This window comes from Cryptosporangium sp. NPDC048952 (assembly GCF_043197895.1).
Classification (GTDB): Bacteria; Actinomycetota; Actinomycetes; order Mycobacteriales; family Cryptosporangiaceae; genus Cryptosporangium.
In genome coordinates, this window is sequence record NZ_JBICTY010000001.1 from 146,186 (window position 1) to 167,068 (window position 20,883).

General features: G+C 69.2%; 22 protein-coding genes and 1 tRNA gene. 11 read left to right on the plus strand and 12 right to left on the minus strand.

All coding sequences use genetic code 11. The features are described from left to right. Nucleotides 1-2: 2 nt before the first annotated feature. The gene (locus ACGFY5_RS00725) at nt 3-779 is read left to right on the plus strand and encodes a helix-turn-helix domain-containing protein (protein WP_392715838.1); all 777 of its coding nucleotides are present in this window, start codon (nt 3-5) and stop codon (nt 777-779) included. Here the strand turns inward: ACGFY5_RS00725 and ACGFY5_RS00730 are convergent. From ACGFY5_RS00730 to ACGFY5_RS00740, 3 genes are read right to left on the minus strand one after another with little or no spacing between them, the layout of a single operon-like run. Further along, nucleotides 751-1,956, minus strand: a complete 1,206-nt coding sequence (locus ACGFY5_RS00730; protein ID WP_392715840.1) for a CynX/NimT family MFS transporter — start codon at nt 1,954-1,956, stop codon at nt 751-753. The genes ACGFY5_RS00725 and ACGFY5_RS00730 overlap by 29 nt on opposite strands. Nucleotides 1,957-1,971: 15 nt before the next feature. Beyond that, nucleotides 1,972-2,277 (minus strand): AzlD domain-containing protein, encoded by a 306-nt coding sequence (locus tag ACGFY5_RS00735; RefSeq protein WP_392715842.1) that lies wholly within the window; start codon nt 2,275-2,277, stop codon nt 1,972-1,974. Beyond that, nucleotides 2,271-2,981 (minus strand): AzlC family ABC transporter permease, encoded by a 711-nt coding sequence (locus ACGFY5_RS00740; protein ID WP_392715844.1) that lies wholly within the window; start codon nt 2,979-2,981, stop codon nt 2,271-2,273. The genes ACGFY5_RS00735 and ACGFY5_RS00740 overlap by 7 nt, the downstream gene beginning before the upstream one ends. A 68-nt stretch (nt 2,982-3,049) precedes the next feature. Here ACGFY5_RS00740 and ACGFY5_RS00745 point away from each other — a divergent pair, with 68 nt between their 5' ends. After that, on the plus strand, nt 3,050-3,616 hold the full coding sequence (locus ACGFY5_RS00745; RefSeq protein WP_392715846.1) for a helix-turn-helix domain-containing protein: 567 nt from the start codon (nt 3,050-3,052) through the stop codon (nt 3,614-3,616). Then, the gene (locus tag ACGFY5_RS00750; protein ID WP_392715848.1) at nt 3,613-4,353 is read left to right on the plus strand and encodes a sulfite exporter TauE/SafE family protein; all 741 of its coding nucleotides are present in this window, start codon (nt 3,613-3,615) and stop codon (nt 4,351-4,353) included. Before ACGFY5_RS00745 ends, ACGFY5_RS00750 begins: the two co-directional genes overlap by 4 nt. Here the strand turns inward: ACGFY5_RS00750 and ACGFY5_RS00755 are convergent. Continuing rightward, complete coding sequence (locus ACGFY5_RS00755) at nt 4,344-5,063, minus strand: hypothetical protein (protein ID WP_392715849.1); 720 nt, start codon at nt 5,061-5,063, stop codon at nt 4,344-4,346. The two genes, ACGFY5_RS00750 and ACGFY5_RS00755, sit on opposite strands and share 10 nt — an antisense overlap. A 97-nt stretch (nt 5,064-5,160) precedes the next feature. Between ACGFY5_RS00755 and ACGFY5_RS00760 the strand changes: the two genes are divergently transcribed. Next, nucleotides 5,161-6,207, plus strand: a complete 1,047-nt coding sequence (locus tag ACGFY5_RS00760) for a hypothetical protein (protein WP_392715850.1) — start codon at nt 5,161-5,163, stop codon at nt 6,205-6,207. A gap of 49 nt (nt 6,208-6,256) precedes the next feature. Here ACGFY5_RS00760 and ACGFY5_RS00765 read toward each other — a convergent pair whose 3' ends face one another. Continuing rightward, nucleotides 6,257-6,388: a hypothetical protein gene (locus ACGFY5_RS00765; RefSeq protein ID WP_392715852.1), complete on the minus strand. Its 132-nt coding sequence runs from the start codon at nt 6,386-6,388 to the stop codon at nt 6,257-6,259. Nucleotides 6,389-6,397: 9 nt separating this feature from the next. Next, a complete protein-coding gene (locus ACGFY5_RS00770; RefSeq protein ID WP_392715854.1) occupies nt 6,398-6,964 on the minus strand; it encodes a TetR/AcrR family transcriptional regulator in 567 nt (188 codons plus the stop codon). An 18-nt stretch (nt 6,965-6,982) separates the two neighbouring features. Between ACGFY5_RS00770 and ACGFY5_RS00775 the strand changes: the two genes are divergently transcribed. Genes ACGFY5_RS00775 through ACGFY5_RS00785 form a run of 3 tightly spaced genes read left to right on the plus strand, consistent with a single transcriptional unit; the run spans nt 6,983 to nt 12,623 of the window. Further along, entirely contained in the window at nt 6,983-8,533 is a 1,551-nt protein-coding gene (locus ACGFY5_RS00775) for an AMP-binding protein (RefSeq protein ID WP_392715856.1), read from the plus strand. Beyond that, entirely contained in the window at nt 8,530-11,565 is a 3,036-nt protein-coding gene (locus tag ACGFY5_RS00780; RefSeq protein ID WP_392715858.1) for a carboxyl transferase domain-containing protein, read from the plus strand. Before ACGFY5_RS00775 ends, ACGFY5_RS00780 begins: the two co-directional genes overlap by 4 nt. A gap of 47 nt (nt 11,566-11,612) precedes the next feature. Beyond that, nucleotides 11,613-12,623, plus strand: a complete 1,011-nt coding sequence (locus ACGFY5_RS00785; protein ID WP_392715860.1) for a hypothetical protein — start codon at nt 11,613-11,615, stop codon at nt 12,621-12,623. A 67-nt stretch (nt 12,624-12,690) separates the two neighbouring features. Here the strand turns inward: ACGFY5_RS00785 and ACGFY5_RS00790 are convergent. Beyond that, nucleotides 12,691-12,767: transfer RNA gene (locus tag ACGFY5_RS00790), tRNA-Pro, on the minus strand. A gap of 17 nt (nt 12,768-12,784) precedes the next feature. Next, nucleotides 12,785-13,720: a metallophosphoesterase gene (locus ACGFY5_RS00795; protein WP_392715862.1), complete on the minus strand. Its 936-nt coding sequence runs from the start codon at nt 13,718-13,720 to the stop codon at nt 12,785-12,787. Between the two features lie 65 nt (nt 13,721-13,785). Here ACGFY5_RS00795 and ACGFY5_RS00800 point away from each other — a divergent pair, with 65 nt between their 5' ends. Continuing rightward, complete coding sequence (locus tag ACGFY5_RS00800) at nt 13,786-14,253, plus strand: GatB/YqeY domain-containing protein (RefSeq protein WP_392715864.1); 468 nt, start codon at nt 13,786-13,788, stop codon at nt 14,251-14,253. A 39-nt stretch (nt 14,254-14,292) separates the two neighbouring features. Here the strand turns inward: ACGFY5_RS00800 and ACGFY5_RS00805 are convergent, their stop codons facing one another. Continuing rightward, entirely contained in the window at nt 14,293-16,704 is a 2,412-nt protein-coding gene (locus ACGFY5_RS00805; RefSeq protein WP_392715865.1) for a penicillin-binding protein, read from the minus strand. Nucleotides 16,705-16,991: 287 nt separating this feature from the next. On the opposite strand from ACGFY5_RS00805, the gene ACGFY5_RS00810 reads away from it, so the two are divergent. After that, a complete protein-coding gene (locus tag ACGFY5_RS00810; RefSeq protein ID WP_392715867.1) occupies nt 16,992-17,282 on the plus strand; it encodes a WhiB family transcriptional regulator in 291 nt (96 codons plus the stop codon). Here ACGFY5_RS00810 and ACGFY5_RS00815 read toward each other — a convergent pair. Together ACGFY5_RS00815 and ACGFY5_RS00820 are read right to left on the minus strand one after the other, a co-directional pair. Further along, nucleotides 17,265-18,377 carry an ArsA family ATPase gene (locus ACGFY5_RS00815; RefSeq protein WP_392715869.1) on the minus strand — a complete coding sequence of 371 codons (1,113 nt, stop codon included), beginning with the start codon at nt 18,375-18,377 and terminating at the stop codon, nt 17,265-17,267. The genes ACGFY5_RS00810 and ACGFY5_RS00815 overlap by 18 nt on opposite strands. Beyond that, nucleotides 18,374-19,345 carry an ArsA-related P-loop ATPase gene (locus tag ACGFY5_RS00820; RefSeq protein ID WP_392715871.1) on the minus strand — a complete coding sequence of 324 codons (972 nt, stop codon included), beginning with the start codon at nt 19,343-19,345 and terminating at the stop codon, nt 18,374-18,376. Before ACGFY5_RS00820 ends, ACGFY5_RS00815 begins: the two co-directional genes overlap by 4 nt. A 77-nt stretch (nt 19,346-19,422) precedes the next feature. Between ACGFY5_RS00820 and ACGFY5_RS00825 the strand changes: the two genes are divergently transcribed. Both ACGFY5_RS00825 and ACGFY5_RS00830 read left to right on the plus strand, forming a co-directional pair. Continuing rightward, nucleotides 19,423-19,575, plus strand: coding sequence for a hypothetical protein (locus ACGFY5_RS00825; protein WP_392715873.1), 153 nt, complete (start codon nt 19,423-19,425; stop codon nt 19,573-19,575). Beyond that, nucleotides 19,572-20,030: a RidA family protein gene (locus ACGFY5_RS00830; protein ID WP_392715875.1), complete on the plus strand. Its 459-nt coding sequence runs from the start codon at nt 19,572-19,574 to the stop codon at nt 20,028-20,030. Before ACGFY5_RS00825 ends, ACGFY5_RS00830 begins: the two co-directional genes overlap by 4 nt. Nucleotide 20,031: 1 nt before the next feature. On the opposite strand, the gene ACGFY5_RS00835 is transcribed toward ACGFY5_RS00830, so the two are convergent. Beyond that, nucleotides 20,032-20,841 carry a MerR family transcriptional regulator gene (locus tag ACGFY5_RS00835; RefSeq protein ID WP_392715877.1) on the minus strand — a complete coding sequence of 270 codons (810 nt, stop codon included), beginning with the start codon at nt 20,839-20,841 and terminating at the stop codon, nt 20,032-20,034. Nucleotides 20,842-20,883 lie beyond the last annotated feature (42 nt).

The window sequence follows — 20,883 nt, forward strand, 5'->3', positions numbered from 1 at the left end:
GTATGACCCGCCAGCCCGCAGTAGGAGAGTTGCTGCGCGGCTGGCGGGAGCGGCGTCGGCTCACTCAGCTGAGCCTTTCGCTGCAGGCCGACGTCTCCGCCCGGCACCTGAGCTTCATCGAGACCGGCCGTTCGCGCCCCACCAGCGAGATGATCCTTCGGCTCTGCGAGGAGCTGGACGTTCCGTTGCGCGAGCGCAACGCGCTCCTGCTCGCCGGTGGGTACGCACCCGCTTTCCCGGACCACGGTCTCGACGATCCTTCGCTGGACGCCGTGCGCAGCGCGTTGCGGCAGGTCCTGGAAGGACATGCACCGAACCCGGCCATCGTGATCGACCAGCACTGGAACCTGGTCGACGCGAACAGTGGTCTGCAGGTGTTCGCCGAGTCGGTCAGCGCCGATCTGCTGGAGCCGCCGATCAACGTGCTCCGGCTGAGCCTGCATCCGAACGGAATGGCGCCGCACATCGTCAACCTCGGCGAATGGCGGGCGCACCTGCTCACCCGGCTGGAGCGACAGGTCACGCAGACCGGTGACCGGGCAGCGGCAGCGCTGCACGCCGAGCTCGCCGCGTACCCCGGCGGTCTCGACAGCGAGGCGACGCCCCAGCCGCACGACGTCGTCGTACCGCTGCGGTACCGGCACGCAGACCAGGAACTGTCGTTCTTGAGCATGACCGCGGTGTTCGGCACGCCGCTCGACGTCACGGTCGCGGAGCTCGCGATCGAGTCGTTCTACCCGGCTGACGCCGCTACCGCGAAGTTTCTGCGGTCTCTTTGACCTCGGGGCCCACGAACCGGCGGGCACCGGCCAGCAGGCCGAACACGATCTGCGGAACCATCAGCGCGATCAGCAGCCCCACCGGCACCGACCAGGAGTCGGTGACGTCGTGCACCGCGCCGACGAGCAGCGGTCCCATCGCGGCCAGCAGATAGCCTACGGTCTGCGCCTGCGCGGAGAGCCGGGCAGTGGCCGCGGTGGTACGGGTACGCAGCGAGAACAGCAGCAGACCGAGGCCGAACGAGCCGCCCTGGCCGATGCCGAGGAGCACCACCCACAGGTACGGCGCTCCGCTCGGCGCGACCATCACGCCGGCCAGGCCCGCGATCGTCGCGATCGTGCAGGCGAGCGTGTGCAGACGCTGGTCGGCCGCCCGGGACGCGAACGGGGGCAGCACGAGCGAGACCGGGATCTGCACGAACGCGGAGATCGAGAGCAGGAGTCCGGCGGTGGCCGGGTCGTAGCCCTCGTCGCGGTAGATCGACGGAAGCCAGGACAGGACGCTGTAGAAGGACAGCGACTGCAGGCCGAAGTAGAGCGTGATGTACCAGGCGAGGCGGTCGCGGAGGAGGGATCCGCTCGCCCCGGGCGGTGGTGCGATCGTGGGGTTCCGCCGGGCCGGGACCCAGACCAGGAGCGTCCAGACGATGAACGCGACGGCGGCCGGGATCGCCCAGAACGCGAGTCCGCCGCGCCAGCCCTGATCGGTTGCGTCACTGAGGGGAACCGTGGCGCCGGCGGCGACCGCGGCAGCTCCGGACAGCGACATCGTGTAGACGCCGGTCATCGTGCCGGTGTGGCCGGCGAAGTCGCGCTTGATCACGGCGGGGATCAACACGTTCGCGATCGCGATCGCACCGGCCACGACGATCGAACCGAGGAACAGCGCCACCCGGCCGTCGGTGACGCGCAGCACCAGCCCGACCGCGATCACGGCCACGACCATCGCGATCACGCGCTCGCTGCCCCAGCGCCGGGAGAGCACCGGAGCGAACGCCGCGATCGCGCCGAGGCAGATCACCGGCAGGGACGTCAGCAGCGACGCCCCGGTGCCGGAGAGACCGAGGTCCACGCGGATGTCGGAAAGCACGGGGCCGACGCTGGCCAACGCCGGTCGGAGGTTCGCCGCGACCAGGGCGATGGCCGCGCCGAGGACGAGCGTTCTCTTCCTACCCACGTGGTTCTCCTGAGATCAAGGGACGCCGAGCAGACGCAGGATCGCAGCCGTTGCGGCGGCCGCGATCACGACCACCACGAACGGTGCCTTGCGCCAGGCCAGAACACCACCCACGAGGACGCCGGCCGGGCGCGCGATCCCGGCGAATTCGCCGCCCTCGAGCGTCGCCGTGGTTGCGACCAACGCGACCAGCAGCACCACGGTGAGCCGTCCCATCAGCGATTCGATCCGCGGCGAGAGCGTCAACCGCTCCCGGAGCAGCGGACCGGCGAGGCGGAATCCGAGAGTTCCCACGCTCAGGACGACGATAGCGATCACCATGCCGGGGTCCTCTTCCATCGGCCGATCACCTCGACGATCATCACCCCGCTCAGCGCCAGCAGCACGGGCGCTCCGGCCGGGAGCAGCGGCGTGGTCGCCAGCGCGACGACGAGGCCGATCAGCGCGGCCCAGCGTGTCTTCGGATCGTTCAGCGACGGCAGCACCAGTGCGAGCAGCACCGCCGGGAACGCGGCATCCAGCCCGAGCGCGCCGGTGTCGCTGATCGCGGAGCCGGCCAGCCCGCCGAGGACCACGGACACGTTCCAGCACACGAACAACGCGGTTCCGGTCGCCCAGTACACGGCCCGCCGACGCCGCGGATCGTCCTCAGCCAGGGTGAACGCCACGGTCTCGTCCGTCATCAGGTGTGAGCCGACCAGCCGCCGGAGCCAACCGGCGCGGCCCACGGCGTCGCCTACGACTGCGTCGCCAACTGCAAAACCGAACGGGAGATGCCGGGCGTTGACCAGCAGAGCGGCCGCGACAGCGGCCAGCGGGCTGCCGCCAGCGGCGATCAGCCCGATGAACAGGAACTGCGCCGCGCCGGCGAAGACGACGACGGACAGGACCATCGGAACCCACAGCGGGAAGCCGGTACTGACCGCGATCGCCCCGAACGAGAGCCCGACCAACGCATCGGCGAGGCAGACGAGGGCGACGCTCCGGACCAGCGCCGGGCCGAGTGTTCGGTAAATCGAACGCATAGCAAGATACGATGAACGGTGGATCCACGTTCGTCAAGGCGAACGAATAGACCGATGGAGCGAACCCAGTGACCGACAACCCGCGGCGGGGAGCCCCGCTGGACGTCATCGCGGCCTCACTACGGCGCGAGCGGGCGCGCGCTCGGCTGTCGCTAAGCGAGGTCGCGAAACAGGCGGGGATCGCGAAATCAACGCTCTCGCAGCTCGAGTCCGGCAGCGGAAACCCCAGCGTGGAGACATTGTGGGCGCTGAGCGTCGCGCTCGACGTGCCGTTCTCCCGGCTGGTCGAGCCGGCCATTCCGAAGGTGCAGGTCATCCGCGCCGGGGAGGGCCCGACGATCTACTCCGAACACGCGGAGTACGTCGCCACCCTGCTGGCCGCGTGCCCACCGAACGCTCGGCGGGACATCTACCTGATCTCCGCAGAACCCGGGCGGCCGCGTGCATCGGATCCCCATTTGCCGGGAACGGTGGAGCACGTGGTGATCTGTACCGGACGGGCGCTGGTGGGGTTGAGTGACGACCCCGTCGAGGTGGTGCCCGGCGACTACGTGAAGTACCCGGGTGACGTCGCCCATGTCTTCGAAGCGGTGGAGGCGGGGACGCGCGCGGTGCTGCTGTCCGAGAACGTATGACGTTCCTGCTGCTCGTCGTCGCCGGTGTCGGGGCCGGCCTCACCGGCACCATCGCCGGGCTGGCGTCGCTGGCCAGCTATCCGGCGCTGCTGGCCGTCGGTCTGCCGCCGCTCGCGGCGAACGTGACTAACTCGGTGGCGTTGCTGGCCAACACGGTGGGGGCAGTGTCCGGATCCCGTCCGGAGCTGAAGGGGCACTGGAAGCGGGCGCTGGAACTCGCCGGTGTGAGTCTGCTGGGCGGCGCTCTGGGTGGCGTTCTGCTGCTGTGGACCCCCTCGGACGCGTTCGAGAAGATCGTGCCGTTCCTGATCGGCGGGGCGTCGATCGCGATTCTGATCCGGCGGCCGGGCGAGGTGCAGGCGCTCGAAAGCCGGCCGGCCTGGCCCACCCTGGTCTCGATTTTCCTGATCGGCATCTACGGCGGGTACTTCGGCGCGGCCGCGGGCGTCCTGATGCTCGCGGTGCTGCTGGCGATCGGAACCGGGACGCTGGCCAGGGCCGGGGCCTACCGCAACGTGGTGCTCGGCGCGGCGAACGGCGTCGCGGCGATCGGGTTCGCGCTGTTCGGACCCGTCGTGTGGTCGGCGGCGCTGCCACTGGCGATCGGCTGTTTCGTCGGCGCCCGGATCGGTCCGATCGTGGTGCGCCACGCGCCGTCCGACGCCCTTCGCGTGGTGATCGCGCTCGCCGGCCTCGGCCTGGCGGCGTGGCTCGCGTACGACGCGTTCTACCTGTAGAACGCCTCGTCGGCTTCCTGCGCCCTGGGCTTTGCGACGTCGATCGGCTTGCCGTGTCTGCTCAGCGTGGCTTCCATGCGCAGCGTGGGGCTGTCGGTCGGAGTCAGTTCCAGCGTGATCGCGGTGACCCAACCCCGGGCGTCGACGGTGGCCGTGAACGGCGACACCCGCAGACCGATCGACCAGAGGCTCGGAGCGCCGAGCGGCAGGAACGGCTCCTTGAAGTCCTCGGTGTCGGGCTGGAACCGACCGTCGTAGGTGTTCGGCCCCGTCTTGTGCGCGTCGGTGATCGCGTCGGCGAACTGCAGGAGCCCGGTGGCGTCGGCGATCGCGAAGTGGAGCTCGCTGTCCTTCTTGAGACGTTTCAAGTCGACGTGGACCCAGCCGCTGCCCTTGTCGCGCTGGTAGTAGTCGGTGCCGACGACGATCCGCTCGAGCGCTTTCGTCGACGACTCGTACAGCAGCTTCGTGACGTCGAACGCGCCGGTGCCGGTGAGGTGCTCGTTCTTCGGCAGGTCGGCGTCGATCGCGAAGTGGTGCGGGGCGCGCTGGGTGCGGCGTAACGCGGCGACGAGGTCGGCCTCGTCCTGCGTGGGGGACGGGCTGGGCTTGGTATTGGGTGCGGGCTCGGGGTCTGTCTGCGAATAACTACAGGCGGTGACGACAAAGAGCGTGGCGACCAGGACTGCGTGCGCGAACCTCGTCATCATGCGTGCCCGCCTTTGACTGACCACTGTGGCCGGTGAGACGGAGGATAGCCGGACCGGACACCGGGTACCGAATCCGTACAGTAGAAGAGTGTCCCGGATGAGCGCGGTGGCATTGACGATGGTCCTCGTCGCTGTGTCCGCGTGCACTCCGTCCTCGTCGCCACGGCTCGAGTGGAAGCCGATCGGGCTCGCGGGGGCATATCCGAGGACGTTCGCCGTGGACGGTGAGCGGGTGTTGGTCGCCGGTGAGCGCGGCCGGTACGCGCCGGCGGCCTGGACCGTGTCGGGACGCTCGGCGACACCAGTCACGCTGCGTCCCCGCTCGTCCTACGGCCCGACCGCCGACCTCGTGACGGCGACGCTCTCGGGGGATTCGGTGAGCTTCGTCGGACAACGCGCCGGGGGTGCCCATGGCATACCGCGCTGGACGATCTGGTCGGGCACGGTGTCGGGTGGGGTCGACGATCTGCCGCAGACGTTCGAGACGTTCGGCGGGCCGGACAGTCTGGGGCTGGTCGCGCTGCAGACCGTGGGCGGGCGTCCGCTGCTGTTGGGGAACTGGGCCTCCGAGACACCGGAGCCCGCGTTCTGGCGTTCCACCGGCTCGAAGTGGGTGCGTTCGGCGACTGGCCTGCGGAGCACCGGGTTCCTGGCCAGCGGGCTGGGTGTGCTCGGTGGTCGGCCGGTGGTGCTGGGGCATTCCGTGTCGGGGGGTTCGCTGCGGCCGACGGTGTGGCTCGGATCGGCGGACCTGACGACGTGGCGGGCCGTTCGGCTGGGCTCCGAGCCGGTGGCGCACGCGCTCGATCTGTCGTGCGCGGGAGCCGTTTGCCTGGTCGCGGTGCGGGTGCCGGGGGAGGGGATCTCGGTGTGGGAGGTGGACGGCGCGGCGCGTCGGCTGGGTGCTGTGAAGGGCGGGCGGGACGCGACCTGGGCGCAGGTGGCGGTGGGCGCGGACGGCACCCGTGCCGTCGCGTACGGGTCGTCGACGTCATCGGCGGTCGCGACCTGGGACGGCGACTGGAGCTACGCGGTGCCGCCGGGCGACGAGGTGCGGGACCTGGCGGCCATCCCCGGCCACCTACTGGCGATATCGGGCAACGGCGACGCGGAAGACTCCCCCCGCCAACTCCTGACGGCCTGACGAGCGTTGCACGCTTCGGGGGCCTATGGCTCCCCAACCCGTGCACGCCTCAGCGGGTCGCGCGGAACCAGCGGCGGCGTGGGCGGCGGGCGACCCGCACCAGCCCGACGGCCAGCCACCCCACCGACCCCACGATCAGCAGCAGCCAGCAGATGCCCGTGATCAGCTCCCCTGTGCTCACGAAACAGACCTACCCTTCGGCGATCCCCGCCAACCGCAGGTAACACGTGACCAGCTGATCGGCGAGCACCGGCAACTCGCCCGGCGAATCAACAGCCCGCTCGGCGCTTCGCGCCGTCAACCCCGTCACCGCCCGCGCGAGATCCGCCGGCGGGATGGCCGGGGATGCCCGCCCAGCCGCCACCAACCGCTCCAGGAAACGAGCGTTCCGCCGCTCCACCCGCGCGAACATGTCGTCCCGTAGCGAACGCATCGCCGGATCGGCGAGCGCCTGGTGCGCGATCACCGTCAGCACGCCGTAGTGCCGCGTGTAGGCCGCCAGGAAAGCGTCGAGCGCCTCCCGCACGGTGCGGGCCGGTGACGAAGTGTCCACCCGCTCCTGCAGCAGCAGGAACTCGTCGCGGACACGGTCGGCCAGCGCGCGGAACACGTCGTCCTTCGACGGAAAGTAGGCATAGACGGTCGGCCGGGTCACACCGGCCGCGTCGGCCAGCGCTGCGATCGTCGTCCTGGCGTATCCCAGCCGGCAGAACACGTCCTCTGCGGAATCCAGCAAACCGTCCCGGCGACTTGACACGAATGTAAAGTAGCGCAGGTGGGCTTACCGGAGGTATCCGAGCGGACGCTGCGCGCGGCCTACGATCGCGCGCTCGCCGAGATTCCTGACGAGGTCGTCCAGATCGGGCGCGACAGCCGGTACACGGTTGCGGAGAGTCACGAGCGATCGCTGAGGTTCGCGGCCGGTCTGACGTCCCTGGGCCTGAAGCGCCAGAACCCGGTCGCACTCCTCACCGACAACTCGCTCGACGCCGTCCACGCCTGGACCGGCGCCTCCCTCGGCAACTTCGTCGAGGTGCCGATCAACTCGGCCTACAAGGGTGGCTTCCTCACCCACGTGCTGAACGATTCCGGCGCCGAGGTCCTGGTCGTCGAGGACGGCTACGTCGACCGCATCGAACGAATCGCGGACGACCTCACCGCACTGCGCACGCTCGTCGTCCGCGGTGAGAAGCCCACCGGGTCTCGTTTCGAGGTCCGCGAATTCGACGAGCTACTCAGCCACGAACCGGCGTCACCACAGAAACAAAGTGCCGACGACCTGATGGCCTACATGTACACCTCCGGCACCACGGGACTGTCCAAAGGCGTCCTGATCTCGCACGCCCACGCCTACACGTACGCGTCCCGCGAGGACCAGGCGCGGCCGGTGCAGAACGACCGCATCCTCGTCACGCTGCCGCTCTTCCACCTCGCCGGCCAGTGGTACGGCGTCTACCAGGCGCTCATCCACCGTGCGGTCTGCGTCCTCGAACCGTCGTTCTCGGTCAGCCGGTTCTGGCCGACGGTCCGCGAGCACGGCATCACGGTCACCGTGATGCTCGGCGCGATGGCCGAGCTGCTCCAGCAGGCCGAACGCCGCCCGGACGATGCCGACAACCCGCTCGAACTCGCGATCATGGCGCCGTTGGCCAGCGACATCGACAGCTTCCGCGCGCGGTTCGACGTCGATCTGGCTGCTGTTTACGGCATGAGCGAAATCGGCGCGGTACTCAACGGACCGCCGGAAACCCTCGTCGGCGGCGAGTGTGGCTTTCCGAGGGACGAGTACGAGCTCAAGTTGGTCGACGGCGAGCTCCTCGTGCGCCCCAGAGATCCGCTGCTGGTCATGCGCGGCTACCACAACCTGCCTGAAAAGACCGCGGAGACGCTCGTCGACGGCTGGGTGCACACCGGCGACGCGTTCCGTACCGACGCCGACGGGCGCTACTACTTCTCCGACCGGATGAAGGACTCCCTGCGCCGCCGCGGCGAAAACATCTCGAGCTTCGAGGTCGAGCGGGTGATCAACGAGCACCCGGACGTCTACGAGAGCGCCGTCGTCGCGGTGCCGTCCGAGCTCACCGAGGACGAGATCAAGGCCGTCGTCGTCCCCCGTGAGGGCCGCACGATCGACCCCGCCGAGCTCACCCGCTTCCTCGTCGACCGGATGCCGTACTTCATGGTTCCCCGCTATGTCGCCTTCGCCGACGAACTGCCCAAGACGCCGACGCAGAAGGTGCACAAACACCAGCTCCGGGACGCCGGGCTCGGCGACGTCTGGGACCGGGAAGCCGCCGGAATCGTGCTCCGCCGGAGCGACCGGTGAAGCTGCTGGTCGCCAACCGGGCCGAGATCGCGGTCCGCATCTGCGCGACGGCCGCCGCGCTCGGCGTCGAAACGGTTGCTGTTCACCCCGATGACGACGCGAGGTCGGCGCACGTCAGGAGCGCCGACGAGGCAGTTCGCCTGCCGAAGGCAGGTGCCGCGGCCTACCTCGACGTGGCAGCGATGGTGGACGCGGCCGTGCGCACCGGCTGCGATGCGCTGCACCCGGGCTACGGATTCCTGTCCGAGAGTCCGGCGCTGGCCCGCGCCTGCGCTGCTGCCGGGATCACGTTCGTCGGCCCGTCACCGGAGTCGCTGGAGCTGTTCGGCGACAAAGTCGCCGCGCGGGAACGCGCCCGAGCGCTCGGCATCCCGGTGCTGGCAGGCACCTCCGACCTCGACGCGGCTCCCGACTTTCTCGCCGAGCACGGCGCCGTGATGGTGAAGGCCCTGTCGGGCGGCGGTGGCCGAGGTATGCGTCCGGTGACCCGTCCGGAAGATCTCGACGAGGCGCTGCGCCGGTGCGCGTCCGAGGCACGCGCGTCGTTCGGCGACGGCGCCCTTTACGTCGAACAGCTCTTGATCGACGCCAGGCACATCGAGGTGCAGGTCGTCGGCGACGGCACGGCCACGGTGGTGCTGGGTGACCGGGATTGTTCGGCGCAGCGGCGGCGGCAGAAGCTCGTCGAGGTCGCCCCGGCGCCGGCGCTGACGGATTCCGTGCGGTCGTCATTGCACGAGGCCGCGCGGACGCTCGTCACCGACTACTCCGGGCTGGCGACAGTGGAATTCCTGGTCACCGGAGACCGGATCGCGTTCCTCGAAGTGAACCCGCGGATCCAGGTCGAACACACGGTCACCGAGGAGGTGACCGGCCTGGACCTGGTGGAGCTCTCGCTGCGGGTCGCGCAGGGCGGAACGGTCCCCGATGCGGTGTCCAGCCGCGGGTTCGCGGTGCAGGCCCGCGTCAACACCGAGTCGGTCGGGACGCTCACCCGCTTCCAGCCGCCGACCGGGCGGGGCGTCCGCGTCGACACGCACGGTTACGTCGGCTGGGAGGTCGGTCCGCGCTACGACTCGCTGCTGGCCAAGGTCATCGGCACCGGTCCGACGCTGGAGGCGGCCGTCGCGCGGGTGTCCCGCGCTCTCGCCGAGTTCGATCTCGACGGAGTGCCGGTCAACATCGCGCAGCTGCAGACCGTGCTCGCGCACACCGACGGCACGCTTCGCACGACCTTCGTCGACGAGCAGGTGCCCGATCCGGAGCCTCCATCAGTGGCCGGTGCGGTCGTCAGCCCGCTGCTCGGCGTGGTCGTCGCGGTGTCGGTCGGCGAAGGTGACCTGGTCGCCGCCGACGCGGAGCTCGTCGTCCTCGAGGCGATGAAGATGGAGCACGTCGTGCGCAGCGGGCGCGCCGGCCGTGTCGACACCGTGGCGGTCAAGGTGGGCGACACGGTTCCGCTCGGCGCGCCGCTCGTGTTCCTCACGGAGTCCGCCGAGGCGTCCGCGGTCCCGTCCGCGGCAGAGACCGCTGATCCCGCCCGGATCCGCCCGGATCTGGCCGAGGTCCTCGAACGGCAAGAACTGGGCCACGACGACGCCCGGCAAGCCGCGACCGAGCGCAGGCACACCGCCGGGCGGCGCACAGCCCGGGAGAACCTCGCGGACCTGCTGGATCCGGGCAGCTTCGTGGAGTACGGCGCACTGACGATCGCCGCGCAGCGCCGCCGTCGCGATCTGGCCGAGCTCCTCGTCCGCACTCCGGCCGACGGGCTGATCACCGGCACCGGGACCGTCGACGGGCAGCCGATCGCCGTGATGACCTACGACTACACGGTGCTCGCGGGCACCCAGGGCATCCACAACCACCGGAAGACCGATCGGCTGTTCTCGCTCGTCGCGCGGGAACGTCTACCGCTGGTGATCTTCGCCGAGGGCGGGGGCGGACGTCCCGGCGACACCGACACGTCCGCGGTCGCCCAGCTGGACGTGGAGACGTTCCGGTTGCTCGCTGCGCTGCGGGGGACGGTTCCCACGCTCGCCGTCGTTGCCGGCTACTGCTTCGCCGGCAACGCCGCACTGGCCGGCAGCTGCGACACGATCATCGCGACCGAGGGCAGCAGCCTCGGCATGGGTGGTCCGGCGATGATCGAGGGCGGTGGTCTGGGCGTCGTCGCTCCGGGTGACGTCGGCCCGATGGACGTCCAATGGGCGAACGGTGTCGTTGACTGCCTGGTGTCCGACGAGGCGGCAGCGGTCGCGCACGCGCGTCGGTGGCTCTCGTACTTTTTTGGGTCTCCCGACGTCACTGTTGGTGACCAGCGGGTGCTGCGGAGTCTTGTACCGGAGAACCGGCTGCGTGCGTATCCGGTCCGCCCGGTTCTGGACGCGCTGTTCGACACCGGAAGCGTGCTCGAGCTGCGTGGCGGGTTCGGCGCCGGTGTCGTCACCGCGCTGGCGCGTATCGAGGGACGCGCAGTCGGCGTGCTGGCCAACAACCCCGAGCACCTCGGGGGTGCGATCGACGGCGACGCATCCGACAAGGCGGCAGCGTTCCTGGAGCTTTGCGAAGCCCATCGGCTGCCGGTCGTGTCGCTCTGTGACACACCGGGCTTCATGGTCGGCCCCGACGCCGAGCGCACCGCCACCGTGCGTCGTTTCAGCGCGATGTTCGTGGCCGGGGCGCGGCTGACGGTGCCGCTGGTGACAGTGGTGCTCCGGAAGTGTTACGGGCTCGGCGCGATGGCGATGGCGGGCGGTTCGCTGCACGCGCCCGTGCTGACCGTCTCCTGGCCGACCGGCGAGTTCGGCGGCATGGGTCTGGAGGGAGCGGTCCGGCTGGGGTACCGAGCCGAACTGGACGCCATTTCCGACCCCGCGGCGCGGAAGGAACGGTACGAGGCGCTCGTGGCCGAGTACTACGAGCGCGGGAAAGCGCTGAACGTCGCCACGGTGTTCGAGGTCGACGATGTCATCGATCCGGCGGACACGCGGCGGGTCGTGAGCGGAGCGTTGACGCACTCGTTCCGATAATGGCCGTGACCGGATCGTTGGCCCCATAGTTTCACTAGCCTGAGGCTGTGCCCGTAGCAGTGCAGTGCGTGCCGTTGTCTCAACTGCCCGGCGCCCGGGCGACGTCGATGAGCTGGACGCATGTCTCCGGGCGGGAAGACCGGATCGTCCGGGACCTGATGGACGTGCCGGCCGAGTACCGCTCCCGGTATGCCGTCGGTGAATCCAAAGGTCGGGCGATCACCGTTCCGCTTCCGGACGCCGAGGCGGAGAAATGGTTAGCGGCCGCGCAGGAGCTCATCGAGTCCGTGCAGGCGATCGCGCAGGTGGCCGACGGCTCGAACGAGAAACTCAGAGCTCCGTGGCGGCCCGCCTGGCGTCGGACGTGGTGGCTTTTCCGCTTTCGGGTTCTCGGCCGTCGTAAGGTGCTGCGCGCCGAGTACGAAGCTCTGTGGGACGGGCTGCACGTCGAACTGCTCGATGCCTTTCGACGCTACGCCGAGCGGACGGTGGGCCTCGAGGCGCACGTGGCGGCAGCGATCGAACGGCGGGACCGGCACGCATTGTTCGATCGGATCAAGAAACGACTCGAGGAGCGGATCGCGTTCCTGCGCCGCTCCGAGGCGTTGGGGCGGGCACTGGAACCGGGTGCGCCGGTGTGGTCGTGTTCTGTGCGGTCGTCACGCCAGGGCCGGTACTTCGAGATTTGGCTCCCGAGCCTGGAGGCGTACTCGCGCGACGCTTTGCTCGCGAACGTGACGGCAGTCGCCGTTCAGGACGCTCTGGATGCGGAGCGCTCCGAGAATCCCGACACGATCGTGTACTGGTGCCTCGAGACGATGACCGCGATGCGGGAGCGGCACGACGACGATCGTCACGGGGAGGAGCTGACCTGGGAAGAGCTGACGGGTCGACGGATCACGAAGCATCCGCGCGGTCCGAGGCCGTCGAGTCCGTCGAGACCGTCGTACGGAGGCCCGTCGAGCACGTACGGAGCCGACTTCGGCGGTGGGTTCTCCGGGGACGCCGGAGGCGGCTTCGGCGGTGGGTTCTCTGGGGGCGGTTTCGGCGGCATCTGACGCCTGACTCGCTCGTGGAAACGGAGAAGCCGGACCTCTGGAAAGAGATCCGGCTTGCCGTTGTGGCTGGTCGGGGTGGCGGGATTCGAACCCACGGCCTCTTCGTCCCGAACGAAGCGCGCTACCAAGCTGCGCCACACCCCGGCGGCACGGAGCAAATACTAGCTGACTCCTGCGGCCTCCCGCGCACGGGTATCGCGTGCGCCGTGCTCGGGGCGCGGAACCAGGGTGAGCAGGCTCACCTCCGGCGGGCACGCGAACCGGATCGGCGCGTACGGGGACGTGCCCATACCAGCGGAAACGTGGATCCAGGTGTCGCCGTTCCAGCGGTGGGCGCCGCGAGCGAGATCACGTTCGATGCCGCAGTTGGTGACCAGCGCCCCGTAGCCCGGGACGCGCAGCTGGCCGCCGTGGGTGTGCCCGGAGAGCACCAGGTCGTAGCCGTCACCGGCGAACTGGTCGAGCACCCGGGGCTCGGGCGCGTGCACCATTCCGAGGTGCAGGTCGGCGCCGGGATCCAGCGAACCGGCGATCGCCGGGTAGTCGTCGAGCTTCAGGTGTGGGTCGTCGACGCCGCCGAGCTCGATCAGCCGGCCGCCGGCCACGACGGTGGCCTTTGCGTTGGTGAGGTCGGCCCAGCCGGCCTCGTTCAGCGCGTCGCGCAGGTCCGTCCACGGCAGGGACGGCCCGTGCACGCGCTTGTGGTTGCGCACGAAGTACTTGAACGGGTTCTTCGGAACCGGGCCGTAGTAGTCGTTCGAGCCGAACACGAACGCCCCGGGACGCCGCAGCAGCGGCCCGAGGGCGTCCAGGACGGCCGGCACGGCGTCGGCCGAGGACAGGTTGTCGCCGGTGAGCGCGACGAAGTCGGGGTCGAGCGCGTCGAGGCTGCGGACCCACGTCTGCTTGCTGTGCTGACCCGTGAGCATGTGCAGGTCGGAGATGTGCAGGATGCGGAACGGCTCGGCGTCCTGGGCGAGCACCGGCACGTCGAACCGGCGCAGCGTCCAGTTCAAGCGCTCGTAGGTCGACGCGTACAGCAGCGTCGCCGCACCCGCGCCGACGACACCCAGGGACAGACGGGTACCCCACCTCATGATCCGCAGCGTACCGTCCGGAAATCTCTCCGGCGCGACCCTGCACCGGGAGTAGCGTCGTCGCCATGAGCACTCCTGCGGGCGGCCTGAAGAACCGCCTCACGACCGATCTCACGACCGCGATGAAGGCGAAGGACGAAATCGTCACTTCGACCATCCGGATGGCGCTCACCGCGATCCGCAACGAGGAGGTGGCCGGGAAGGCCGCTCGTGAGCTCTCTGAGGACGAAGTGCTCCGGGTGCTTACCCGGGAAGCCAAGAAGCGTGTGGAGGCCGCTGAGGCCTTTGCGTCGGGCGGACGGGGCGATCGTGCGGACCGCGAGCGGGCCGAGGGCGAGGTACTCAACCGCTACCTGCCGGCGCAGCTGAGCGACGAGGAGCTCGCCGCTGTCGTCGCCGGGGCGCTCGCCGAGGCCGGCGTCAGCGACGTCAAGCAGATGGGCAAGGCCATGAAGGCGGTTCAGACCGCCGTAGCGGGCCGCGCGCAAGGCGGCCGGGTGGCCGCCGAGGTGAAGCGCCAGCTTTCTGTCTGACCAACGCGAACGGGGCCCCGGCCGGGGCCCCGTTCCCTCTTAGTTGTCCTGGCACATCGGCAGATCAGGGTTGGCCGCGCAGATCTGCTCGCGAATCCCGTCGCCGGGGTCGTCGCCGTCCTCCGGCTTCTCGGGCTCCGGTGCCTGCCCGTTGCTCACCACGACCGTGACGACGCTGCCCTTCGTGCTGCTCGAGCCGCCGCCCGGGTCCGTGCGGGCCACGCGGCCCTCGCCCTGGTCGGAGTTCTCCCGAGTGGGGGAGAGCCGCACCTCGAAGCCCGCCGACTTGAGCTTGCTCGTCGCGGCGTCGACCGAGTCACCGGTGGTGAACGGCACTGTCACCCGGACGCCGAACGCCAGCTTGTTCGTCGGCGCGACGAAGTTCTTCACCGGCAGCTTCTGCAGCGCGGTGTTGAGCGCCTGGCGCGTGGCGTCGATCGGGATCTGGGTGCTCGGCACTTCGTCGCTGTACTTGTCGGGGTTCGCGAGGAAGCCCGCTGCCGCGAGGTTCGGCGTGAAGCCGACGAACCAGGCCGCGTTGTTGTCGTCGGTGGTACCGGTCTTGCCGGCCACCGGCCGGTCGATCGTCCGGCTGACGCTCGCCGCGGTGCGGCCGCCGCCCGCGTGCGTGCAGTTGAGGCCGACCATCGAGTTGTCGCCGACCGGGCACCGGGCCATGTCGGCGGCCGCGTCGGCCACCTGCTGCGGAATCGTCTGCTTGCAGGTCGGGTTGGCCAGCTCGGTCAGCTGCTTGCCATCCTGGTCGGTGATCGACTTGAGCGGCAGTGGGGCGCAGTACTTGCCTCGCGCGGCGATCGTCGCGTAGGCGGTGGCCATGTCCAGCGGCGACACCTGGGCGGTGCCGAGGGTGAACGAGCCCCAGGCCGTCGGGTCGGTCTGCGCCGCCTTCTTGTTGTCGATGTCGACAGTGGCCCGGAATTCGACGCCGGCCTTCTCGGCGGCGTCGACCGCCGCCTTGACCGACACCTGTTCCTCCAACGGGATGAAGTAGGTGTTGGCCGATTCGCCGAACGCACTCGACATCGTCTGGAGGCCCTGCATCGATTTCGACGCGTTCTTCGGGCAGTACTTGTTGCCGCCGGTCTTGCAGGCTCCGGTGTACTGCGAGACGTACCGGTCCTGGGCGAAGATCGAGTGGCTCAGCGGGATGTTCTTCTCCAGCGCGGCGACCGCTGTGAACATCTTGAACGTCGATCCCGCCTGGTACCCGGGGGAGACCTGCGAACCGGACAGCAGCGGGTTCGTCGTGTACGGGTAGGTCTTGCCGCCCGGGTTCTTCTTGATGCCGAACTTGCGGTTGATCGCCATCGCCTTCACCCGGCCGGTGCCGGGCTCGACCATGACGATGCCGGTCGCGAACCGGCTACCGGCGTCCAGCCGCTGGTCGATCTCCTTCTGCGCCCCGTTCTGCATGCGGACGTCGAGCGAGGAGATGATCCGGTAGCCGCCCTTGTTGAGGTTTTCCTCGCGCTCGGTGCGGGTCTTGCCGAACGCCGGGTTCGACTTCCACCAGTCGAGGAACCAGCCGCAGAAGAAGCCGAAGTTGGTGTTGCCGTTCTCGCACCGCCCCGACGATGCCTTCGGCTTGAGACCCAGCGGGGCCTTCTTCGCCGCATCCGCCTCGGCCTGGGTGATGTACTTCATCTTCACCATCTGGTTGAGGACGTACTCACGGCGGTCGAGCGCCGGCTTGGTGCCGTTTTCCTTGGCGACCGGGTTGTACTGGGTCGGGTTCTGCGCCATTCCGGCGATCATCGCGGCCTCGGGCAGCGTCAGCTGCGACGGTGGCTTGCTGAAGTACGCCTGGGAGGCGGCGTAGATGCCGTAGCCCTGGTTACCGAAGAAGTTGATGTTCAGGTAGTTCTCCAGGATCTGGTCCTTGGAGAGTTCCTTCTCCAGCGCGATCGCGTAGCGGATCTCGCGCAGCTTGCGACCTGCCGTGTCCTCGGTGGCCAGCTTCTTCTCGAGGTCGTTCTTCGCGCCGTACTTCAGGATCCAGCGCACGTACTGCTGGGTCAGCGTCGAAGCGCCCTGGGTGGTCTCACCGTTGCTCTGGTTTTTCACGAACGCGCGGACGATGCCTCGGGCGTCCACGCCTTGGTGCTCGTAGAAGCGGTTGTCCTCGGCCGCCACGACCGCCTGCCGGATGACCGGCGCCATGTCGGCCAGCTTGACGTTGCGCCGGTTCTCGTCGAAGAACCGCGCGATCTCCGTCTTGCCGTCGCTGGCGAGCAGCGTCGAGATTTGCGGAACCGGTGGGATCTTGAGTTCAGCCGGAAGGTCGCTGAAAGAATCAGAGGCCGACTTAGCGGTTAAACCGGACACACCGACCGCGGGAAAGGCCGCGGCGGCGATCACTACGCCGGCGAGGATTCCGCAGAGCACCAGTGAGACGACGTTGGCGACCGTGCGGTCCTGAGGCGACTTCACGGCGCCCAGAGTACGCAGCGATCACCAGAATCCTCGGCGGCGTGGTTACTCGTGAGTTGGTGTGACGGGAAGCACCACGCCTGAGCTGGACAATATCCACCTTTCGGTGGATGGCCACTGTCTATAGGTGCTGACCAAAGATCACCCGTATGGCCGCTGCCAACGGCCACTGTCGCTTTCTTACGGTCCTGGGGCAGGCATGCCGGACCGACGCGGCGTCGCCCATACCGAAATTCGCGTGCCTGACGAGCCTTGCCGGGACGGCGTGACGCTGAAGGGGGCCGGAGATGACGATGATCGCTGACTGGGCTGGACGTGCGGCCTGTCGCACCAGCGATCCGGACTCGCTCTTCGTCCAAGGTGCGGCTCAAAACCGCGCCAAGACGGTCTGCATGGGCTGTCCGGTTCGCACTGAGTGCCTGGCCGACGCGTTGGACAACCGCGTCGAGTTCGGCGTTTGGGGCGGAATGACCGAGCGCGAGCGGCGTGCACTCTTACGTCGTCGCCCTGACGTGACTTCCTGGTGGAAGTTGTTGGAGGCCGCGCGCAAGGCGCACGAGCTACAGCCCACGGGTTAGCGCAGCGCCCACCCGGCGCAGGCCGTCGAGGTCGTGGACGTCCTCGGCCTCGGCGGGAACCTCGACGATCGGGACGTCCGGGTGCGCGGTGGTGAAACCCGCCGCGATCCGCCGCTCCCGCTCCACGAGACGAGACAGCCCGGCGTGCATCCGCAGTACTTCGGCGGTGACCGAGGAGCCGAGTTTCTCCGCGGCGGCCAGTGCCTCGGTCGCCGAGAGGTGCGGTACCTCGGTCGCGTGCACACGGTTGAGCACGAGACCGGCCAGCGGCATCCCTTCACCGGTGAGCCGGTCGGCGAAGTACGACGCTTCGCGGACGGCGTCCGGCTCCGGGGCGGCAACGACGACGAACGCGGTGCCTGGCGTCTTCAGCAGGTCGTAGGTGCGCTGCGCGCGCTCCCGGAAGCCGCCGAACATCGAGTCCAGCGCGGACACGAACGTCGAGACGTCGTCCAGTAGCTGAGTGCCGAGAACCTTCGTGATGACGCGGCTGAACAGTGAGAACGTCCCGGACATCACCTTCAGCACGCCGCGGCCACCGGTCTTGGCCGGTGCCAGCAGGAGCTTGAGCAGGCGCCCGTCCAGGAACCGGGCCAGGTTCTGGGGAGCGTCGAGGAAGTCCAGCGCCGAGCGGCTCGGCGGCGTGTCGACGATGATGAGGTCCCACTCGTCGGCGGCGCGGAGCTGGCTCAGCTTCTCCATCGCCATGTACTCCTGCGTGCCGGAGAACGACGACGACATCGCCTGGTAGAACGGGTTCGCGAAGATCTCCTCGGCCCGATCGGGGTCGGTGTGCGCGAGCACGACCTCGTCGAACGTCCGTTTCATGTCGAGCATCATGGCGTGGAGTTCGCCGCCGTTGTCCCCGGCGCTCTTCACGCGCCGCGGCACGTTGTCGAGCTCCGAGAGCCCCATCGACTGCGCCAGGCGTCGCGCCGGGTCGATCGTCAGCACGACCGTGCGCCGGCCGGACTCCGCGGCCCGGAGCCCCAGCGCGGCAGCGGTAGTGGTCTTTCCCACACCGCCCGAGCCGCAGCAGACGATGATGCGGGTCGCAGGATCGGTCAGCAGTGTCTCGACGTCAAAAACGGTCACGGTGCGCGCACCCCCGCTTTCCGCAGTACGTCCGCCAGCTCGTACAGCCCGTCCGTGTCCATTCCCTCGGGTACGAACGGCAGATCCACCACCGGACGACCCAGTTCGGTCAGTTCGCCCCGCAGACGCTGTTCCAGGCTCACCCGGCGCACGTGGTCGGAGACCTCGTCGGCGAGCCCCTTCACGGTGGCGCGGTCGGTGGGCAGACCGGCCGTCGCCAGGCCGCGCTTGAGCTCCGCCTGGGTGACCTTCGCGTCGACCAGCGAGGTGCCCCGCACCGCGTTCACGAGCACCGCTCCGATCGGCAGCCCGATGCCGCCGAGCTCGGTGACCGCGTCGGCGGTCTCCTGCACCGGCATCTCCTCGAGCAGCGTCACCACGTGCACGGCGGTCATCGGCGAGCGGAGGACCGCCATCACACCGTCGGACTGGGTCTTGATCGGCCCGACCTTCGCCAGCCCGGCGACCTCGGCGTTGACGTTGAGGAAGCGGCCCACCCGTCCGGTCGGCGGAGCGTCCATCACCACGGCGTCGTAGACGCGCCGACCGCGGTCGGCGCGGGTGACGGCTTCCTTGACCTTCCCGGTCAGCAGGACGTCACGCATGCCCGGTGCGATCGTCGTCGCGAAGTCGATCGCTCCGAGCTTCTTGAGCACCCGGCCGGCGCGGCCGAGCTTGTAGAACATCTCCAGGTAGTCCAGGAGAGCTTCTTCGGCGTCGACGGCCAGCGCGCGCACCTCGCCGCCCTCCGGAGCGACCGCGACCGGCCGTTCGGAGTAGGGGAGCGGGTCCAGCCCGAACATCGGTGCGATGCCCTGCCGGCCCTCCACCTCGACGAGCAAAGTCCGACGCCCACCGGTGGCGAGCGCCAAGGCGAGCGCCGCGGCCACCGTCGTCTTCCCGGTGCCGCCCTTTCCGGTGACTATGTGCAGCCGCGCCTGGGGGAACGCGATCGAGTCCTCGGGCACCTTACGAGCGTAACCACGGATCCGACCAAGTTGCCCGTCGACGCCGGTCAGGACAGCGCCCCCAGTAGGGTGCGGCCATGACGAAGTGGGAGTACGTAACGGTCCCGCTGCTCGTGCACGCCACGAAGCAGATCCTGGACAACTGGGGTGAAGACGGCTGGGAGCTGGTCAGTGTCATCCCCGGTCCGAACCCCGAGCAGCTGGTCGCATATCTGAAGCGCCCGAAGTGAGCAAGATCGCGGAAAAGCTCGCCGAGCTCGGCCTGGCACTGCCGGCGGTGCCGGCTCCGGTGGCCGCCTACGTCCCGGCCGTGCGTACCGGTTCGTACGTCTACACGTCCGGTCAGCTGCCGATCGTCGAGGGCAAGCTGGACGTCACCGGGTTGCTCGGCGCCGAGGTCTCCGCGGAGACCGGCTACGAGCTGGCCCGTATCGCCGGGTTGAACGCGCTCGCCGCGGTGGGCTCCGTCGTCGATCTGGACGACGTCGTGCGCATCGTGAAAGCGGTGGGGTACGTCGCGTCCGCGCCGGGCTTCACCGGCCAGCCGGGGGTCGTCAACGGCGCCAGCGAGCTGTTCGGCGCGGTCTTCGGCGACGCGGGCAAGCACGCGCGCAGTGCGGTCGGCGTCGCGGTGCTGCCGTTGAACGCGCCGGTCGAGGTGGAGTTGATCGTCGAAGTCCGCTGAGTCACGGGGCGTCGGACGGGATACCGACGACGCCCCGGACGACGCGGCTGAGCTGCACCTCGAACGTGGCGGTGACCAGCGCCGTCGCCACCGACGACATACCGGCGTAGTTCTCGATCTGCCCGTTCTCGGACGGCCGCTGGGCAAAGATCCGGTTGAACGAGTCCAGGATCTCCCGCGAAAGGTCGAACGCCGCCCGGGCGACCTGCAGCTGCAGGCGGGTGATCTCGGTGGAGGGCATGCCCATCTCGCGTGCCCGCCGGCCCACCGCCACCAGCACCGGGTGGGTGCCGTGCCAGTGCCCGTCGGAATCGCGGGTGACCAGCCCGTACGATTCCAGCGCCTCCCAGGCGCCCGGCTGCGCGTGCAGGTCGGCGACGCCCTCGGGCTCCACCTGCAGGTCGGGATCGGCGTTGTCGGTCAACGTAGGGAAGCGCATCGCGAGGCCCTCGGCGTGCCAGGCGAGCGCGAGCTCCGGTGCGTTGTGCCCCGTCTGCAGCAGGGCGCGGATCGCGGCCAGCGAGAAACCGGCCTTCTGTAACCGCTGGATCAGCGCCAGCCGATCGATGTGCGAGTGGTCGTAGACGCTGCGCCGACCGACTCGGCGGGGCGGGTGCAGCAACCGTCGCGACTGGTGGGCTCGCACCAACCGGATCGTGACACCGCACTGTTCGGCGAGTTGCTCGACGCTCAGTTCGTCGGGCAGTGTCCGATTTTGGGCGGGCAGCTCGGAGATTGGGGTGGTGTCAGACTCTCTGTAATCTCCGCGGTGGCGCCCCGTCACAGCTGGCACCGTACTCCAAGAGGGCACCCCGGATCGCCGACAGCAGGTCGACGACAGACCTGAACAACC

Excerpts from the sequence above, each read along its gene's own strand:
- ACGFY5_RS00750 (WP_392715848.1), top strand. The coding sequence starts at position 3,613 with ATGACGTTCCTGCTGCTCGTCGTCGCCGGTGTCGGGGCCGGCCTCACC.
- ACGFY5_RS00800 (WP_392715864.1), top strand. The coding sequence starts at position 13,786 with ATGAGCACTCCTGCGGGCGGCCTGAAGAACCGCCTCACGACCGATCTC.
- ACGFY5_RS00755 (WP_392715849.1), bottom strand. The coding sequence starts at position 5,063 with ATGATGACGAGGTTCGCGCACGCAGTCCTGGTCGCCACGCTCTTTGTC.
- ACGFY5_RS00760 (WP_392715850.1), top strand. The coding sequence starts at position 5,161 with ATGAGCGCGGTGGCATTGACGATGGTCCTCGTCGCTGTGTCCGCGTGC.
- ACGFY5_RS00795 (WP_392715862.1), bottom strand. The coding sequence starts at position 13,720 with ATGAGGTGGGGTACCCGTCTGTCCCTGGGTGTCGTCGGCGCGGGTGCG.
- ACGFY5_RS00825 (WP_392715873.1), top strand. The coding sequence starts at position 19,423 with ATGACGAAGTGGGAGTACGTAACGGTCCCGCTGCTCGTGCACGCCACG.
- ACGFY5_RS00735 (WP_392715842.1), bottom strand. The coding sequence starts at position 2,277 with ATGGTGATCGCTATCGTCGTCCTGAGCGTGGGAACTCTCGGATTCCGC.
- ACGFY5_RS00725 (WP_392715838.1), top strand. The coding sequence starts at position 3 with ATGACCCGCCAGCCCGCAGTAGGAGAGTTGCTGCGCGGCTGGCGGGAG.
- ACGFY5_RS00740 (WP_392715844.1), bottom strand. The coding sequence starts at position 2,981 with ATGCGTTCGATTTACCGAACACTCGGCCCGGCGCTGGTCCGGAGCGTC.
- ACGFY5_RS00810 (WP_392715867.1), top strand. The coding sequence starts at position 16,992 with ATGACGATGATCGCTGACTGGGCTGGACGTGCGGCCTGTCGCACCAGC.